The following is a 16,757-nucleotide window of genomic DNA, read 5'->3' on the forward strand; positions in this document are numbered from 1 at the left end:
CGGCCCCACCGGGAGCACGCCCCGGATCCCCGACCGCAAACCGTCCCCCAGGGAACCGTCCCGCCCCGAGGGCGAGCACGAGGTCAAGGGCCTCGCCTTCCGCGACGAGGGCGAGGCCGAACTGGAGGCGCCGCCCGCCGCGCTCGCCGCCCGGCAGCCGCGCAGGGTCACCTGGCAGAAGCTGACGTTCCTGCCCGCCGTCCTCGCGGTGGTCCTCCTCGCGACCTGGGGGTGGTTCCAGCAGGCCGACCTCGACTCGATCTCCAGGAACGCGCTGGCCGACGGCAACGTCTGGCTCAGGCTGCGCCAGCACATCGAACTCACGGCGATCTCGACGTTCTTCGTCCTCATCATCGCCATCCCGCTCGGCATCCTGCTGACCCGCAAGCGACTGCGCAAAGGCGCCCCGGTGGCGATGGCCCTGGCCAACATCGGCCAGGCGACCCCGGCCATCGGCCTCCTCGCACTGCTCGTGATCTGGCTCGGCATCGGCGAGAAGGCCGCGCTCATCGGCATCATCATCTACGCCGTCCTGCCGGTCCTCTCCAACACGATCGCGGGCCTGAAGGCGAACGACCCGACGCTCCTGGAGGCGGCACGCGGCATCGGCATGTCACCGCTCGGCGTCCTGTCGAAGGTCGAACTCCCCCTGGCCGTCCCGCTGATCCTCGCGGGCGTCCGCACGGCGCTCGTCCTCAACGTCGGCACGGCGACGCTCGCCACGTTCGGCGGGGGCGGCGGCCTCGGCGACCTGATCACGACGGGCATGACCACCCAACGGATGCCGGTCCTCATGCTCGGCTCGATCCTGACGATCGTGCTGGCGCTCCTGGTGGACTGGCTGGCCTCGCTCGCGGAACTGGTGCTGCGCCCGCGCGGCCTGGAGGTGGACGCATGAGGATCACAGCCCGCACGGCCGTCGTCGCCGTCCTGGCCGGTTCGCTGCTCACCGCCTGCGGTCTCACGAGCGGCAGCCCGATGGTGGACGACGTCAAGCCCGGCTCCATCGGCAGGGGCCTGCCCCTGAAGGGCGCCGATCTCACGGTCACCTCGAAGGAGTTCACCGAACAGCTGATCCTCGGCGCGATCATGGGCATCGCGTTCCAGGCGGCCGGCGCGGACGTGCTGGACCGCACCGGCATCCAGGGCTCGATCGGCGCGCGCGAGGCGGTCAAGGGCGGCGACGCGGACGCCATGTACGAGTACACGGGCACGGCCTGGATCACCTACCAGGGCAACACCGAGCCGATCACCGACCCGCGGAAGCAGTGGCAGGCGGTGCACGACGCGGACCTGAAGAACGGCGTCACCTGGCTCCCCCCGGCCACGCTCAACAACACGTACGCCCTGGCGATGAACCAGCGGAACGCGGCCAAGTACAAGACGAAGACGCTCTCCGACGTGGCGAAGCTGTCGAAGTCGAACCCGAAGGCCGTATCGCTGTGCGTGGAGAGCGAGTTCGCGTCGCGGGAGGACGGACTGCCCGGCATGCAGAAGAAGTACGGGATGCATGTCCCCTCCTCCAGCATCACCAAGATGGACACCGGGATCATCTACACCCAGGCCGCCAAGGGGTCGTGCACGTACGGCGAGGTCTTCACGACGGACGGCCGCATCAAGGCGATGAACCTGACGACGATGGAGGACGACAAGCACTTCTTCCCCAACTACAACGCGGCCCCCGAGATCAACAGCAAGTCGCTGAAGGAACACCCGGAGATCGCGGAGGTCCTTGCGCCCATCACGAAGAAGCTGAACAACACGGTGGCGCGGGAGCTCAACTCCAAGGTGGACGTGGAGGGCCAGGACCCGCATGAGGTGGCGAAGGACTGGCTGATCGAGGAGGGCTTCGTCAAGGAGTAGGTTCGGCCATAGTTACAAAGACTCCGTTGCAAAGAAAGCATTGCAACGGAGTCTTTGCGTGCTTACGCTGACGGACATGACGGAAGAACAGGCGAGAGAACAGGCGGGCCGCAAGGTCCACCACCTCGACGCCCGCACGCTGCGCGGCCTCGCGCACCCGCTGCGGATGCGGCTCCTCAGCTCCCTGCGGCTCGACGGCCCGGCGACCGCGTCCCAACTCGCCGCCCGCCTCGGCGAGTCGAGCGGTGCGACCAGCTACCACCTGCGGCAGCTCGCGGAGTACGGCTTCGTCGAGGACGACCCGGAGCGGGGCAAGGGCAGGGAGCGGTGGTGGCGGTCGGCGCACCAGGGCACGTACACCGACGAGGACCTCATCCGCGACCAGGACCCGGAAGTGCGCGGCGCCCTCAGCACCCTCCTGCACGAGTACGCGACACAGCACGCGCAGGAGGTGAACACCTGGATCGCCACGCGGCACGAGTGGTCAGAGGAGTGGGACGAGGCCGCCGACATCAGCGACTTCACCCTGGACCTGACCCCCGAGCTCGCCTCCGAGCTGGCCCACAAGATCCACGACCTCGTCGAGAGCTACCGCACACCGGTGCCGGAAGGCGCCGAGGACGTCGCGAAGGTGCGCGTCCACGCCAACGTCTTCCCGAGCCGGCCGAAGGCCGAAGGCACCTGAGAGGACCGAGCCATGCACCCCGACATCCACCTGAAGCTGCACCAGGAGCGTGCGCGGGAGTTACACCGCGCGGCACCCGTGCGCCACCGCGGACCCCGTTTCCGCACTCAACTGGGCTGGACCCTGGTCGAACTGGGCCTGCGCCTGGTCAGCAGCTCGGAACCTCCCCGCCCTTTTCCAAGGCGCGCAGCGCGTCGACCGTTCCCGTCAGCGTCGTGACGGGGACCAGCCGAAGCCCCTTCGGCAGCTCCGCCTGAGCATCCGAGCACTCGTCCTTCGGCACGAGGAAGACGGTCGCGCCGTCGCGCCGCGCGGCCTGCGTCTTCAGGGCGACACCGCCGACCGGCCCGACCTTGCCGTCGGCCGTGATCGTGCCGGTGCCCGCGATGGTGCGGCCACCCGTGAGGTCGCCGCCGCTGCCGTCGCCGTCCACCTTGTCGATGATGCCGAGCGTGAGGAACAGGCCGGCGCTCGGTCCACCGATCTTGCCGAGGTCGGCCTTGACCTTCACCTTGCCGGTGTCGTCGACCCCGTTCGCCTTCAGATACCGCAGTGCCGCGTCGGTGGCGGCGTCCTGCGACTTCTTCATGTCCCCGAGATTGTGCTTCTCGACTTCCTTCACGTCGTCCCCGACGGGGTAGACGGAGTCCTTCGGCATCACGGCCCGATCGCTCCGGAAGAACCCGTCGACGACGTCGTCCAGATAGACGTCCATCTGGGGCCCGGTCGCGACGATCGTGGTCATCCGGAGCTCCCCCTTGGTCTCCCGCGTGGGCACGCCGGACACCGTCAGGACGGGCTTCCCCTCGTGCTTCCCGAGGACGTCCGCCGTCCCACCCGGCTGAGCCACGGCGAACGGCAACGGCGCGAGCCCCGCGACCGCCAGCAGGGCCACGACGGGCAGAGCGCAGACGGCAAGGGCCTGGGGGCGCGTGAGACGAGAGAACGAGAACACGGGATCAATCTAACGTGAGGCCACGAGGGGCCGGGGACCCGCCCGAGGCGGAATTTCAAGCCCGTCCGGCGTTTGAGGACGAGCTCGGCGCAGCCGGCGATCGACCGAGCCCCGTGATCAGCCCCGCGGCATGGGAACGAGCGCGAGGGGGATATCAAGCCCGTCCGGCGCTTGAGGACGAGCCAGGCGCAGCCGGCGACAGACCGAGCCCCGTGACTCCGCTCGCCCGCGCGGCCTCAGCGCAACGCATCGGACACCTCCCGCGCCGCGTCCACCACCCGAGGCCCCACCCGCTCCGGCACCGAGTCCGCCAGCATGACGACGCCGACGCTTCCCTCCAGGCCGGTCACGCCCACCAGCGGCGCAGCCGCCCCGCTCGCCCCGGCCTCCAGCTCCCCGTGCGTGAGCGCGTAACCGGGATCCGTCACCAGCCCCTGCCGCGCCGCGAGGATCGCGCGGCCCGCCGCACCCCGGTCCAGCGGGTGCCGGAACCCGGTGCGGTACGCGACGTGGTAGTCCGTCCACGTGGGCTCGACCACCGCGACGGCGAGTGCCTCCGAGCCGTCGACGAGGGTGAGGTGAGCCGTCGCCCCTATGTCCTCCGCGAGGGAGCGCAGCGCGGGCAGCGCGGCCTCCCGCACCAGCGGATGCACCTGCCGGCCGAGGCGGAGCACGCCGAGGCCGACGCGGGCCCGACCGCCCAGGTCCCGTCGTACCAGCGCATGCTGTTCGAGGGTGGCGAGCAGGCGGTACACCACGGTCCGGTTCACCCCGAGCTTGTTGGACAGCTCGGTGACCGTGAGGCCATGGTCGGTGTCGGCCAGCAGCTTGAGGACGCGCAGTCCTCTGTCGAGCGTCTGGGAAGTCTCCGCGGTCACGACGCCCACTCCTTAGGTGAGGGTCGGCGGCCCCCTTACGCGGCGGTTGCGCCGCCGGTCCCGTGGGCGACGCGCGTCAGAGGCCGCCGGTCGGAACACCGGCTGCGCTCCGCGGCGGCGCTGCCACGGGGCGTGTGCGTTGCGGGGACAGTAGCGAGGCCGTCCCGCTCAGCGGAAGACTTCGTCCAGAATCCGGGCACCGGGACGCCCCTAGCGCCCCCATCTGCCCCGTTACGCGGGGCGCCGCCAAAAAGACGTACGCGCGGGATCCACACAAGCCCTCCGCACTCGGAACGCCCCGCTCCTTACTCGAACGTCACTTCATGCGGGTGGCCCACTCCTGGACCTTCTCGATCCGCTGCCGCAGCTGCCCGGCCGTCGCCTCCGCGCTCGGCGGCCCACCGCACGTGCGCCGCAGCTCGGTGTGGATCACCCCGTGCGGCTTCCCGCTCTGATGGACGTACGCGCCGACCATCGTGTTCAGCTGCTTCCGCAGCCCGAGCAGCTCCTTGTGCGAGACCACCGGCCGCCGCTCGGCTGGCAGCTCAAGGAGGTCCGCCTCCTCGTCCGGCTTCTTCCTGCTGTGGGCGATCTGCCGGGCCTGCCGCTTCTGGAGCAGCATCTGCACCTGGTCGGGTTCGAGGAGCCCCGGGATGCCCAGGTAGTCCTGCTCCTCCTCGCTCCCCGGGTGCGCCTGCATGCCGAACTCGGCGCCGTCGAACAGGACCCGGTCGAAGACGGCCTCGGACTCCAGCGCCTCGAAGGAGAACTGCTCCTGCTCCCCGGTGTCCTCGTCCTCCTGCTTGTTCGCCTCGTCCATCTCCTTCTCGGACTCGGCGTAGGGGTCTTCCTCCCCCTCCTTCTTCGGCTTGTCGAGGGCGTGGTCGCGCTCGACCTCCATCTCGTTGGCGAAGGTGAGGAGGTCGGGGACGGTCGGCAGGAAGACGGACGCGGTCTCGCCGCGCCTCCTGGACCGTACGAAACGGCCGACGGCCTGCGCGAAGAAGAGCGGCGTCGAGATCGTCGTCGCGTACACGCCCACCGCGAGGCGCGGCACGTCGACGCCTTCGGACACCATGCGGACGGCGACCATCCACCGGTCGGTGCTCGCACTGAAGTCGTCGATCCGCTTGGACGCCCCGGTGTCGTCGGAGAGGACGACGGTCGCCTTCGTGCCCGTGATCTCCCGGATCAGCTTGGCGTAGGCGCGCGCGGAGTCCTGGTCGGTGGCGATGACGAGCCCGCCCGCGTCGGGAATGGCCTTCCTGACCTCGGTGAGCCGCTTGTCGGCGGCCTTGAGGACGTTCGGCATCCACTCGCCGCGCGGGTCCAGGGCGGTCCGCCACGCCTGCGACACGGCGTCCTTGGTCATGGGCTCGCCGAGCCGCGCCGCGATCTCGTCGCCCGCCTTCGTGCGCCAGCGCATGTTGCCGGAGTACGAGAGGAAGATGACGGGCCGCACGACGCCGTCGCCGAGCGCGCTGCCGTAGCCGTACGTGTAGTCGGCGGCGGAGCGCCGGATGCCGTCGTTCCCCTCCTCGTACGTGACGAAGGGGATCGGGTTCGTGTCGGACCGGAACGGCGTACCGGTGAGCGCGAGCCGCCGCGTCGCGGGCTCGAAGGCTTCGAGGCACGCCTCACCCCACGACTTCGAGTCACCGGCGTGGTGGATCTCGTCGAGGATCACGAGGGTCTTGCGCTGCTCGGAGCGGTTGCGGTGCAGCATCGGCCGCACACCGACGCCCGCGTACGTCACGGCGACGCCGTGGTACTCCTTGCTGAGCGGCCCCGCGCTGTACTCGGGGTCCAGCTTGATCCCGATACGGGCGGCGGCCTCCGCCCACTGCTTCTTCAGGTGCTCGGTGGGCGCGACCACGGTGACCTGCTGCACGACATGGTGGTGCAGCAGCCAGGACGCGAGCGTGAGCGCGAACGTCGTCTTTCCGGCGCCGGGGGTGGCGACGGCCAGGAAGTCTCGCGGCTGCTCCTGGATGTACTTCTCCATCGCGCCCTGCTGCCAGGCGCGCAGCTTGTTGGCGGTGCCCCAGGGGGCACGGCCGGGGAAGGCGGGAGAGAGGTGGTGGGAGGAGTTGGCGGCGGCGCTGGTGGTAGTCACGGTCTCCGGGTTCGCAAGGTCGGCGGCACGTATGACAACCGGGCCACCTTACCGGTGATGCGGGGACGTTCCACTGGGGGCGAGGCTCTCGCGGGGGCGCGGATGCCGGTACGCGTGGCCTCCCGCACGTCCGCGTGCGGGCCGTCGTGACGTGCCTCACCAGCCCACCTGGTGTGCCCCGTCACGTCCGTACGAACGTCGGACATCGCACCCGGCTACCCGTCCGCCCGCGCGTCCGTCCGTACGTCCGATGCCGCGTCCGACAGCACGTCCATCCGTACGTCCGTCACCACGTCGGTCACCACGACCCCTGTCTCGTCCGCCGCCGGGACCGCCGCCGCGTCCGGCACCCGCGCCCCCTGGAGCCTCGTCCCCACCCACGCCCCGATCAGGGCGACCACCGCCATCGGCACGAAGACGGCGACGAACGCGGCCGGGTGCGAACCCGTGGCCTCCCCCGCCCCGTGGCCCGCCCCCACCGTGCCGCCGCCGAGCGCGGCGAACGCGGCGCCGCCCGCGGCGAGCAGGACGACGTTCGAGAGTCCGTCGGAGATCTGGAGCGCGGCCGAGTTCGAGCCCGCGTCCGCGGGCGGCGAGAGCCGCAGCAGCAGCACGCTGGTCGATGCGATCACCATGCCCATGCCGAAGCACCCGAAGGCCCACGCGACCCCGACGATCCACACGGGCACGGACTCGATGAGCACGGTCGGCACGGCGAGGATCGCCGCCGCGACCAGCACCATGCCGGCGGCCACGAGCCGCGACCGGTACGGCTCCATCGCGGGCCGCGACTGGACGTACGACCCGAGCGCCCAGGTCGCCCCGCCCACGGCCAGCGAAAGCCCCGCCATGGTCGGGCTCAACCCGCGCTGCGTGACGAGCATCAACGGTACGAAGGACTCGGCGGCCACGAACGACCCGGCCGCGACGCCGCGCAGCAGCACGACGGAGGGCAGCCCGCGCGCGGCCCGGTACGTCCCCTTGGGCAGCAGCCCCAGGACGGCCGGCACGAGGACCGCCCCGCCGAGCGCGGCGGGCAGCACCGACAGCCACCGCAGATCCTGCCCCGCGTACTGGAGGAGCCCCGCCCCCAGCGAGATGCCGAGCGCCAGCCGGATGCGGCGCCGGTCGAACCCGGCGGCCGGCGCGTCCGGGTCCACCGGCCCGGACGCCGTCCGCCGTATCGCGGGCAGCGCGAGGGCGAGCGGCGCGAGCACGAGGACGGGGATGCCGACGAACACCCACCGCCACCCGAGGTGCTCGGTCACCGTGCCGGACACCAGCGGCCCCACCACGGACGGCACGACCCAACTCGCCGCGAACGCCGCCATGATCGACGGCCGCAGATGCTCCGGGTAGGCCCGGCTGACGACCACGTACAGCCCGACGATGACCAGTCCGCCGCCGAGCCCCTGCACGGCCCGCCCCGCGATGAACAGCCACATCGTCGCGGCGGTCCCGCTCAGCAGCAGCCCCGCCCCGAACAGCGCGATACCCGTGGCGAGCGGTCCCAGCGGACCGCGCCGGTCCGACCACTGCCCGCTGAACACCATGCCGAAGAGGCTCGTCGTGAAGTACCCGGAGAAGGCGAAGGCGTACAGCGCCACGCCGTCGAGCTCGCGGGCCGCGATGGGCATCGCCGTCCCGACGGCGGTCGCCTCGAAGGCGATGAGCAGCACGACGGAGACGATGCCGATGCTCAGGGCTCTGTAGGGCTTGCTCAGTACGCCGCCGGTGTCGTCAGTCATGCACGCCAGGGTAAGAGGCGTGGGGCGGTTTTACCCCTGTCCTGGGGTGGGGGCTTGCTCGTCCCTTGGTCTTACGCCTCTGAGTCCCGTGAGGCGTACGTGACGAAGTGGGACCAGGCGGAGGGGGTGATGGTGAAGTGGGGGGCTTGGGGGGTCTTGGAGTCGCGGATGTGGATGGTGTCGGGGGTGGTGGCTATTTCGACGCAGTCTTCGCCGTTGCTGCTGTCGCTGTAGCTGCTCTTGAACCACTCCAGGGCGACCTCGACGCAGTCGCCGGACTCGTTGCTGCTGCTGTAGCTGCTCTTGAACCACTCCAGCCTGGAGGCGTGCCCGGCAGAAGCCTTGCGGATCATGTCTCTCCCAGCACTTGCTCGATGAAGGCCCGAGACTCCCGGGGTGAGAGAGCCTGGGCCCGGATGATGCCATACCGCAGTTCGAGGATGCGGAGCTGCCTCGGATCGGAGACCGGACGGCCTGCGAACTCGTCGCCAGTACGCCCCATCGCTGTACCGTCTCCGAACTTCAGCACCTGGATCCGACCGCCCATCCCGGGGTGGTCACTACAGGACGTCGGCATCACCTGGATCTCGACGTGCCGCAACTCCCCCAACTCCAAGAGGCGTTCGAGCTGACGACGCAGAGCCATTGTCCCTCCGATCGGCCGCCGCAGCGTCACCTCTTCTTGGACGAAGCTGAACTCGGGTGCCGGGCTGCGCTCGAAAACCGACCGCCGCGCCAAACGTGCCGCCACCAGGCGCTCCAGCGCCTCATCCGTGTACGCGGGCCGTCGCGTTCCGAGCAGCGCCCGCGCGTACTCCTCCGTCTGCAGCAGGCCGTGGATGTTGTGGTTGCTGTACATCCCGAGCTCGACCGCCCGCTGCTCCAACTTCGCAAGTGCCCGAACCCGCTTCGGATACCTTGCCTCCCGCATCTCCTTCTTCATCGCGGAGACGAGCCCACGGGCGTCGACCACCTCCTCCACCTTGTCCAGGTACTCGGGGCGGGGAATCCGCGCCCCGCGCTCGATCTTGCGGATCAAGTCCTCCCCGTACCCGATCGCCTCCCCGAACTCCGCCACCCTGAAGCCCGCCGCCTCACGCCAGCGCTTCAACTGCTGGCCGACCATTTCCACCACCGCGCTGATCTCGTCCTCGGGGTCGACGTCCCAACCGGGTTCGTCCACACCGTCGTTACGTTCTTCCACCGCGCCACCTCCGCCGTCCCGTCCAAGCCCAACGCGCACTCGTACCCGTACGTCACCCGGGACAGCCGGGACAAGGCAGGACAAGCGTGGGACAAAATCGGTACGCACAGCGCGCACCGCTATCCGCGCCGCGCTCGGGCCGCCACGCTGAGTGACGTGAACCAGAAAACGACCCGGGCTCAAACCCCCACACCCGCCCACCAGTTCACGGTCCTGCTCTCCGCGACACGAAGAGGCGCCCGCCTGGCCCGGCTCCTGACGAGGGAGCAACTGCGCAGCTGGGAGCAGCCCTCCGCGAACGCGGAGCAGATCGTCGCCGAGCTGGCGAACAACGCCGTGCTGCACGGCCACGTGCCCGGCAGGAGCTTCCGGCTGGCGCTGACCGTCACGGCGACGAACACACTCCGTATCGAGGTGTCGGACGCGCGGGCGGACCGGAGCCCGCCACTGCACCCCCGACGGCCGGCCCCCGACGAGGAGTCGGGCCGGGGCCTGCTCCTGGTCGAGGCCCTGGCCGACCGCTGGGGCACGGACCTGCGGCCGCCCTCGTACGGCCCGTGCAAGACGGTCTGGGCGGAGCTGGACGCGCCACGGCCGACGTAGCTCAGGCCATGCTCTGGGCGCCGTCGAGGGACTCGCGGATGATGTCCGCGTGCCCCGCGTGCTGCGAGGTCTCGCCGATGACGTGCAGCAGGACGCGCCGGGCCGTCCACGACCCGCCGGGCTCCCACCAGGGAGCCGCGGGGAGAAGGTGGGAGACGTCGAGGTCGGGCAGCGCCCGTACCAACGCGTCCGTCTCGGCGGCGACTTCGGCATAGGCGGCGAGGACGCCCTCCAGCGTCTCACCCGGCAGCATGCGGAACTCGTCCGCGCGCCGGGCCAAGTCCTCGTCGCTCATGGCGGTGAAGTCGCCGAAGGCCGCCCGGCCGTCCTGGATGAAGGCGGCCCAGACCCGCTCGACCGAGGTGACGTGCTTGATGATGCCGCCGATGCACAGCTCGCTGACGGTGGTGCGCAGGCCGGCCTGCTCGTCGGTGAGGTCGCGTGCGGTGCGGCGGAGCATGGTCCGGTGGTGGTCCAGCGCCTCCAGCAGGTCTGCGCGCTCGCCGGTGGTCGCCGGCTGGTCGAAGGTCGTGGTGTCGGTTCCGGGCATGGTGGTGGCCGCCTTCCTTGGGTACCGCTCCATAAGGACAAGCACCACGCTAGAAGGCATATAGGTCAGATCTTGACCTAGTGCGGGCTCCCTGCCCGTATGGGTGCCGTGTGCGTGCGGGCGCCCGACGGACCGGAATGAATGGAGGACAGGAGAACCTCCGTGCATCCGGTTCGAAGGAGCCCCGCGCATGCGCACCCGTACCGCCGTGACCGCCTTTGCCCTGTCCGCCGCCAGTCTCCTGAGTACCGCCGTGTCCACGGCGCCCGCGGCGGCCGGCGAGCGGGCCCCCGACGTCCGTATCGGTCTCATCGCGGAGACCACCGCCAAGTGCCTGGGCATGCCGGCCAAGGCCCCGCTCAAGGGCATCCCCGACCTGACCACGTTCACCGTGGGTGATCTGGCCCGCTTCCGGAGTCCGGGCATGGATCGCTGCGTTCAGGCCATCAAGGACGACAAGAACAACCCGGTCAACGCCCTCATCGAGAAACTGAACGCCGCCAAGGGCACGGTTCCCAAGCCGCCGGGTGCGGGCTCCGGCGGTGCGCGGCGCGCCCCTGCGGAGGAGCTGGGACCGCAGGCCGCACTCCTGGAAGGATCACTGAACAAGTCCTGCCTCAATCTCCCGTCGAAGATCGACGCACAAAGCATCCTCTCCCTGGTCAATGTCGGCGTGCAGGACGTCAACGTCCTGTCCAACCCGCAGAATCAGCAGTGCATCGAGAAGGCTTCCGAGGCCAAGGGTGACGAGGCCCTCTCCCACATCCTCAGCAACATCCCGGTGCTCTCGGGGAACCTTTCGCCCGACGGCTGACGACTCGGCGTCTTTGGTGGGCCTGTGCCTTCGATGCTTACCGGGGCCGCCCGGACTTTCCGGAGTGTGGCGCCTCCGGGCCGGCAGTAAAGGGCGCTCCGCTGCGCTGCGCGTCGGCTACGCCGATTCCGCTCCGCTCCACCCTTGACTCCCGCCCCTCCACCGCACGTTGACTTTGACCCGGACGGCCAGGGGTGGGGCCGACGGGGGCCGTCTGTCGGGTCATCCCCTTTCGCTGCCGGGTGCGGCCCGGTCCATCGTGCGTGTCCGTCACGGTCGGGCCTCGGCCTCCCGCCTCCCGGCTTCGCCGCTCGGGTCATCGGCTTTCACGGCCGGGTGCGGACTGGTCCATCGTGGGCACGGGCCACGGTCGGGGTGCGGCCGCCCGGCGCGGCCCGGCTGGCCGGGGCATCCCCCTTCATAGCCGGGTGCGGGCCGGTCCATCGTGGGTGACCGCCAAGGTCCATGGCGCTGGGCAGGCCCGGCCCCCGCCCCTCCCGGGCACCTACTTCGACAAAGTTGCGAACGAGGAGGCCGCGCGCCCCCTCCACGACCAATGCGCTGCCCCGGCCGGGAGGGGGAGGCCGCCTGTCGGGGACCAACTTTCACGAAGTTGCGAATGGAGGAGCCGCGCGCCCCCTCTTCACGACCAATACGCCGCCCGGCTGGGAGGGGGAGGCCGCCTGTCGGGGACCAACTTTGGGAAAGTTGCGAATGGGGAGGTCGCGCGCCCCCTCCTCACGACCAATGCGCCGCCCCGGCCGGGAGGCAGAGGCCGCCTGTCGGGGACCAACTTTGGGAAAGTTGCGAATGGGGAGGCCGTGCGCCCCCCTACTCACGACCGATGCGCCGTCCCGGCCGGGGCGGGAGAGGCTGCCCCCCGGGGACCTACTTTCGCGAAGTTGCGAATGCGTTCGCCGCACGCCCCCCGCGAACAGCCCATGCGCCCCCAGCATCCGAGCCCACCGCGCCACAATCCCTCCATGACCGGCCCTGTGTGACGGCGCGCGGGGCGTGGCAGGGGGGCGCGCGGCCTCCTCGTTCACAACTTTTCCAAAGTAGGTGCCCGACCGGCCACCCACATGCCCGGCAACACCCCCACCGCGACGGGCACACACGATGGACCGGCCCGCACCCGGCAATGAAGGGTGATGACCCGGCCAGCCGGGCCGCGCCGGGCGGCCGCGCCCCAAGCGTGGCCCGCGCCCACGATGGGCCGGTCCGCACCCGGCCGCGAGAGCCGATGACCCGAGCGGCGAAGCCGGGCCCGCCGCGACGGTGACGTCGGCGCACGTTGGGCCGGTCCGCACCCGGCGATGAAAGGGGATGACCCATCCCAGGGGTCCCCGTCGGCCCCACCCCTGGCCGTCCGGGTCGAAGTCAACGTGCGGTGGAGGGGCGGGAGTCAAGGGTGGAGCGGAGCGGAATCGGCGTAGCCGACGCGACCGCAGGGAGCGCCCTTTACTGCCGGCCCGGAGCCGCCACACTCCGCAAAAAACCGGGCGGCCCCGGTAAGCATCGAAGGCACAGGCCCACCGAAGACGCCGCAACCCCGACCACCACCCCTTCATGAACGCGGCATGGCAGTCCCATTGCGTCCCCCCGTGATCGCTTGAGCCCCCCGCAGGCCCCCGCTACGTTCGAGAAGTCAGGTCGACGACTTGGCCGTGTGCCCGAGAGGCTCAGGGGCTGGACTGCAAATCCAGTAACGCGGGTTCGAATCCCGCCACGGCCTCCGACGGCGTCACCGCGCCGTACCGCAACAAGCGAAAGGGTGGTCCCCCACGAGGGGCCACCCTTTCCGCGTCAGGCGGGCCCGCAACCGGCCCCGGGGGAGGTTCCCGTGAGCCATCTCTCAGAATCTCATGGGAACCACACGGACGTGTAACCCCAACTAGGCGATTGCGTAACGGAGTTCGGCGCACGGCTCATCCCTCGACATACTCCCCGGACAGCACCTCGGACCACGACTCCAGGGGGAAGACTTGCGCAACCACGCCAGAAGAGCGGCCGCGGCCACCGTCGCCGCAGCCGCCGCCACGGCCCTCGCAGCAGGCACGACCAGCCCCGCGTCGGCCACACCGGAGACCGCACCGGTGACCGCGCCGGTGACCGCACCAGTGGCCACCCGGCCTCCGGTGGCAGACCCTGCCCTCAAGCCGTCCAGCCATCCCACGTACCTCACCCTCCTCACCGGCGACCGCGTCGCCGTCGACCGCTCAGGACGCGTCACGGGATTCCGGCCCGCGAAGGGACGCGAGCACATACCCGTACGGACCCAACGCCTGCCGAACGGCCACACGCTCGTCCTGCCATCCGACGCCCGACGCCTGATCGCCGACGGGAAGCTCGATCAACGGCTTTTCGACGTCGCAGAGTTGAAGCCTCAGGAGAAGGGCCTCAAGGTCATCGTCGGGTACCGGGGAACCGACACCGGCGCCAAGGCCGAGGTTCGCGACGCCGGTGGTACCACCGTCCGCCGGAGCCTGAAGGTGCTGAACGCGGACGCGCTCAGTACGCCCACGCGGGACGCGGCAGCCCTGTGGAAGACGCTGACCCGCAGCAAGAACGGCATCAGCCACGTCTGGCCGGACGCCACCCGTAAAGCCACCCTCGACAAGAGCGTCAAGCAGATCGGCGCCGACAAGGCCTGGGCCGCCGGGTACGACGGCAAGGGCGTCAAGATCGCCGTGCTCGACTCGGGCGTGGACGCCGCCCATCCGGACCTCAAGGGCCAGAGCCTCGCGGAGAAGAACTTCTCCGCCGCGCCGGACGCCAAGGACCGCATCGGCCACGGCACGCACGTCGCCTCCATCGCGGCCGGCACGGGCGCCGAGTCCGGCGGGAAGTTCAAGGGCGTCGCCCCCGGCGCGAAGCTCCTCAACGGCAAGGTTCTGGGTGATGACGGCGAAGGCGAGGACTCCGGCATCATCGCCGCCATGGACTGGGCGGCCGCAGAGGGCGCCGATGTCGTCAACCTCAGCCTGGGCGGCTACGACAGCCCCGGGATCGACCCGCTCGAAGCCGCCGTCAACAGGCTCTCCAAGGACAAGGGCGTCCTCTTCGCCGTCTCGGCGGGCAATGAAGGCGCGGCCGAGTCGGTCGGTTCGCCGGGCAGTGCGGACGCCGCGCTGACCGTCGGCGCAGTCGACGACAACGACAAGCCGGCGGACTTCTCCAGCCAGGGCCCGCGGGTCGGTGACGGTGCGATCAAGCCCGACGTGACCGCGCCCGGCGTGGACATCACGGCCGCCGCCGCGCCCGGCTCCGTCATCGAGAGGGAGGTCGGCCAGAACCCCGAGGGCTATCTGACGATCTCCGGTACGTCGATGGCCGCCCCGCACGTCGCGGGCGCCGCCGCCCTGCTCAAGCAGCAGCACCCGGACTGGAAGCAGCCCGAGCTCAAGGGCGCGCTCACCGGCTCCACCAAGGGCGGCAAGTACACGCCCTTCCAGCAGGGTTCGGGCCGTATCGCCGTCGACAAGGCAATCAAGCAGACGGTGATCGCCGACCCGGTCTCGGTGAGCTTCGGCACGCAGCAGTGGCCGCACACCGACGACAAGCCGGTCACCAAGAAGGTGACGTACAAGAACCTCGGCAAGGACGACGTCACCCTGGACCTCACGGTGACCGCCACCGACCCCAAGGGCCGCCCGGCCCCGGCCGGGTTCTTCACCCTCGGCGCCAAGAAGGTCACCGTCCCCGCCGGCGGCACCGCCTCCGTCGACCTGACCGCCGACTCCAAGCTCGGCGGCACCGTGGACGGCGCCTACTCCGCGTACGTCGTGGCGAACGGCGGCGGCCAGTCCGTCCGCACCGCCGCCGCACTCGACCGCGAGATCGAGCGCTATGACGTGACGCTGAAGACCATCGGCCGCGACGGCAGGCCCACGCCGCACCACGACTCGACGATGTCGGCCATCACCGGCAAGGACAAGGGACTCAACGTGTTCCCGGAGGGCGTGAGCACCAAGGTCCGGGTCGCCAAGGGGAGTTACCTGCTGGACTGGTCGATCCATGTCGACCCGGACAACACCGAGAAGGGCACTGACTGGCTCGTCCAGCCCCGGCTGGCCGTCGACAGGAACATGACGGTGACGCTCGACGCCCGCAGGGCGAAGCCGGTCGACATCACGGTCCCGGACCGCGACGCCAAGCTGGTGGCGGGCGAACCGCGGTACATGTACAAGGGGTATGAATCCGGCCCCACCAACGCCACGTTCAAGGGCCTGCGCACCGCCCACCTCGGCCCGGAGGTTCCCGAGGGCTTCGGCGAGCAGTGGCTCGGCACCTGGACGAAGGGCGCGGGCACCCGCTACGACATGCTCGTCGGCGGCACGGTCAAGAAGCTGTCGACGGGTTACACCAAGCACCTGAAGCGCGCGGACTTCGCCACGGTCGAGGTGCGTTCCGGCGCCTCGGCCCCGGGGCGGTCGGGCTCCCTCGCCGTCGCCGGATACCGGCCCGAGGCGGGCGGCATCTCGCACATCTTCACCCCGCAGAAACTGCCGCGCACCACGACGGTGCACGTCACCGCGCTCGGCGCCACGAAGTGGGGCATCGACTTCGATCAGTACGGCGACAGGGGTGAGGAGGGCGAGCCGGTCATGGAGGGTTACTACGAGATGGATCCGCGGACCTTCAAGGCGGGCCGGAAGTACACGGAGACCTTCAACGTCGGCGTCTTCGGGCCCGCCCTGAACGCCGCCGGCACCGGCGTCTTCCGCGAAGGCGACCGGCTGGGCGGCCGCATCCCGGTCGTCGCCGACGGCGAGGGCCATGCGGGCTGGACCGCGTACTCCGCGGCGAAGTCGGCGCTCTACCGCGACGGCACGAAGATCGCCGAGAACGACGACCCGGTGACCGGCGCCGAGACGTTCGAGGTGCCGGCGGGTGACGCCGAGTACCGGCTGACCGCGTCGGTGACGCGTGACCCGAGGGTCGCGAGAGCTTCGTCGCGCGTCGAGGCGTCCTGGACGTTCCGCTCCGAGAGGGCTGCGGGACGTGCTGCACTTCCGGTTTCCGTCGCTCGGTTCGCCCCGGCCCTTGATTTGGAGAGCCGCGCCCCTGCGGGTGCGAACCAGTCCGTTCCGGTGACGGTGCAGGGCGCCGCGGCGGGCGCCGGGCGGCTCAAGTCCCTTGCCGTGTACGTCTCGTACGACGAGGGCCGGAGCTGGAAGAAGGTCCCTGTCCGGGACGGTGAGGTGTCCGTGACGAATCCGGCGAAGGGTGAGGGCATCTCGTTCCGCGCCGAGATCACGGACAAGGGTGGCAACAAGTCGTCCGTGTCCCTGTACAACGCTTACTACGGCAAGTAGCGCGCACCGCGAAGTCCGGGTGG

Annotated in this window: 13 protein-coding genes and 1 tRNA gene; 7 read left to right on the plus strand and 7 right to left on the minus strand. The window is 70.4% G+C overall.

The window, feature by feature from the left end:
- Nucleotides 1-25: 25 nt before the first annotated feature.
- The 3 genes from ACH4D5_RS04120 to ACH4D5_RS04130 all read left to right on the plus strand — a co-directional run bounded on the left by ACH4D5_RS04120 (nt 26) and on the right by ACH4D5_RS04130 (nt 2,548).
- Nucleotides 26-898, plus strand: coding sequence for an ABC transporter permease (locus tag ACH4D5_RS04120; protein ID WP_398298545.1), 873 nt, complete (start codon nt 26-28; stop codon nt 896-898).
- Nucleotides 895-1,863, plus strand: a complete 969-nt coding sequence (locus ACH4D5_RS04125; RefSeq protein WP_398298280.1) for a glycine betaine ABC transporter substrate-binding protein — start codon at nt 895-897, stop codon at nt 1,861-1,863. The genes ACH4D5_RS04120 and ACH4D5_RS04125 overlap by 4 nt, the downstream gene beginning before the upstream one ends.
- 76 nt (nt 1,864-1,939) lie before the next feature.
- On the plus strand, nt 1,940-2,548 hold the full coding sequence (locus ACH4D5_RS04130) for an ArsR/SmtB family transcription factor (RefSeq protein ID WP_398298282.1): 609 nt from the start codon (nt 1,940-1,942) through the stop codon (nt 2,546-2,548).
- Between the two features lie 148 nt (nt 2,549-2,696).
- On the opposite strand, the gene ACH4D5_RS04135 is transcribed toward ACH4D5_RS04130, so the two are convergent.
- The 6 genes from ACH4D5_RS04135 to ACH4D5_RS04160 all read right to left on the minus strand — a co-directional run bounded on the left by ACH4D5_RS04135 (nt 2,697) and on the right by ACH4D5_RS04160 (nt 9,449).
- Nucleotides 2,697-3,503 carry a S16 family serine protease gene (locus tag ACH4D5_RS04135; protein WP_398298284.1) on the minus strand — a complete coding sequence of 269 codons (807 nt, stop codon included), beginning with the start codon at nt 3,501-3,503 and terminating at the stop codon, nt 2,697-2,699.
- 236 nt (nt 3,504-3,739) lie between these two features.
- Nucleotides 3,740-4,381, minus strand: coding sequence for a helix-turn-helix domain-containing protein (locus ACH4D5_RS04140; RefSeq protein ID WP_362987159.1), 642 nt, complete (start codon nt 4,379-4,381; stop codon nt 3,740-3,742).
- Between the two features lie 316 nt (nt 4,382-4,697).
- A complete protein-coding gene (locus ACH4D5_RS04145) occupies nt 4,698-6,497 on the minus strand; it encodes a DEAD/DEAH box helicase (RefSeq protein WP_398298285.1) in 1,800 nt (599 codons plus the stop codon).
- 215 nt (nt 6,498-6,712) lie between these two features.
- Entirely contained in the window at nt 6,713-8,245 is a 1,533-nt protein-coding gene (locus ACH4D5_RS04150; RefSeq protein ID WP_398298286.1) for an MFS transporter, read from the minus strand.
- A gap of 71 nt (nt 8,246-8,316) precedes the next feature.
- Complete coding sequence (locus ACH4D5_RS04155; RefSeq protein ID WP_398298287.1) at nt 8,317-8,598, minus strand: DUF397 domain-containing protein; 282 nt, start codon at nt 8,596-8,598, stop codon at nt 8,317-8,319.
- Nucleotides 8,595-9,449: a helix-turn-helix domain-containing protein gene (locus ACH4D5_RS04160; RefSeq protein ID WP_398298289.1), complete on the minus strand. Its 855-nt coding sequence runs from the start codon at nt 9,447-9,449 to the stop codon at nt 8,595-8,597. Before ACH4D5_RS04160 ends, ACH4D5_RS04155 begins: the two co-directional genes overlap by 4 nt.
- 156 nt (nt 9,450-9,605) lie before the next feature.
- Here ACH4D5_RS04160 and ACH4D5_RS04165 point away from each other — a divergent pair, with 156 nt between their 5' ends.
- On the plus strand, nt 9,606-10,052 hold the full coding sequence (locus ACH4D5_RS04165; protein WP_398298291.1) for an ATP-binding protein: 447 nt from the start codon (nt 9,606-9,608) through the stop codon (nt 10,050-10,052).
- A 1-nt stretch (nt 10,053) separates the two neighbouring features.
- On the opposite strand, the gene ACH4D5_RS04170 is transcribed toward ACH4D5_RS04165, so the two are convergent.
- Nucleotides 10,054-10,602: a DinB family protein gene (locus tag ACH4D5_RS04170; RefSeq protein WP_398298293.1), complete on the minus strand. Its 549-nt coding sequence runs from the start codon at nt 10,600-10,602 to the stop codon at nt 10,054-10,056.
- Nucleotides 10,603-10,792: 190 nt separating this feature from the next.
- Here ACH4D5_RS04170 and ACH4D5_RS04175 point away from each other — a divergent pair, with 190 nt between their 5' ends.
- From ACH4D5_RS04175 to ACH4D5_RS04185, 3 genes are all read left to right on the plus strand, one after another.
- Nucleotides 10,793-11,416 carry a rodlin gene (locus ACH4D5_RS04175; RefSeq protein WP_398298295.1) on the plus strand — a complete coding sequence of 208 codons (624 nt, stop codon included), beginning with the start codon at nt 10,793-10,795 and terminating at the stop codon, nt 11,414-11,416.
- Nucleotides 11,417-13,079: 1,663 nt separating this feature from the next.
- Nucleotides 13,080-13,151 (plus strand) — tRNA-Cys (locus ACH4D5_RS04180).
- 250 nt (nt 13,152-13,401) lie between these two features.
- Nucleotides 13,402-16,734, plus strand: coding sequence for a S8 family peptidase (locus tag ACH4D5_RS04185; RefSeq protein WP_398298297.1), 3,333 nt, complete (start codon nt 13,402-13,404; stop codon nt 16,732-16,734).
- Nucleotides 16,735-16,757 lie beyond the last annotated feature (23 nt).

This window comes from Streptomyces sp. NPDC018029 (assembly GCF_044327655.1).
Classification (GTDB): Bacteria; Actinomycetota; Actinomycetes; order Streptomycetales; family Streptomycetaceae; genus Streptomyces.

Coding starts and splice junctions, on each gene's coding strand:
- ACH4D5_RS04175 (WP_398298295.1), top strand. CDS start 10,793: ATGCGCACCCGTACCGCCGTGACCGCCTTTGCCCTGTCCGCCGCCAGT.
- ACH4D5_RS04150 (WP_398298286.1), bottom strand. CDS start 8,245: ATGACTGACGACACCGGCGGCGTACTGAGCAAGCCCTACAGAGCCCTG.
- ACH4D5_RS04130 (WP_398298282.1), top strand. CDS start 1,940: ATGACGGAAGAACAGGCGAGAGAACAGGCGGGCCGCAAGGTCCACCAC.
- ACH4D5_RS04170 (WP_398298293.1), bottom strand. CDS start 10,602: ATGCCCGGAACCGACACCACGACCTTCGACCAGCCGGCGACCACCGGC.
- ACH4D5_RS04125 (WP_398298280.1), top strand. CDS start 895: ATGAGGATCACAGCCCGCACGGCCGTCGTCGCCGTCCTGGCCGGTTCG.
- ACH4D5_RS04155 (WP_398298287.1), bottom strand. CDS start 8,598: ATGATCCGCAAGGCTTCTGCCGGGCACGCCTCCAGGCTGGAGTGGTTC.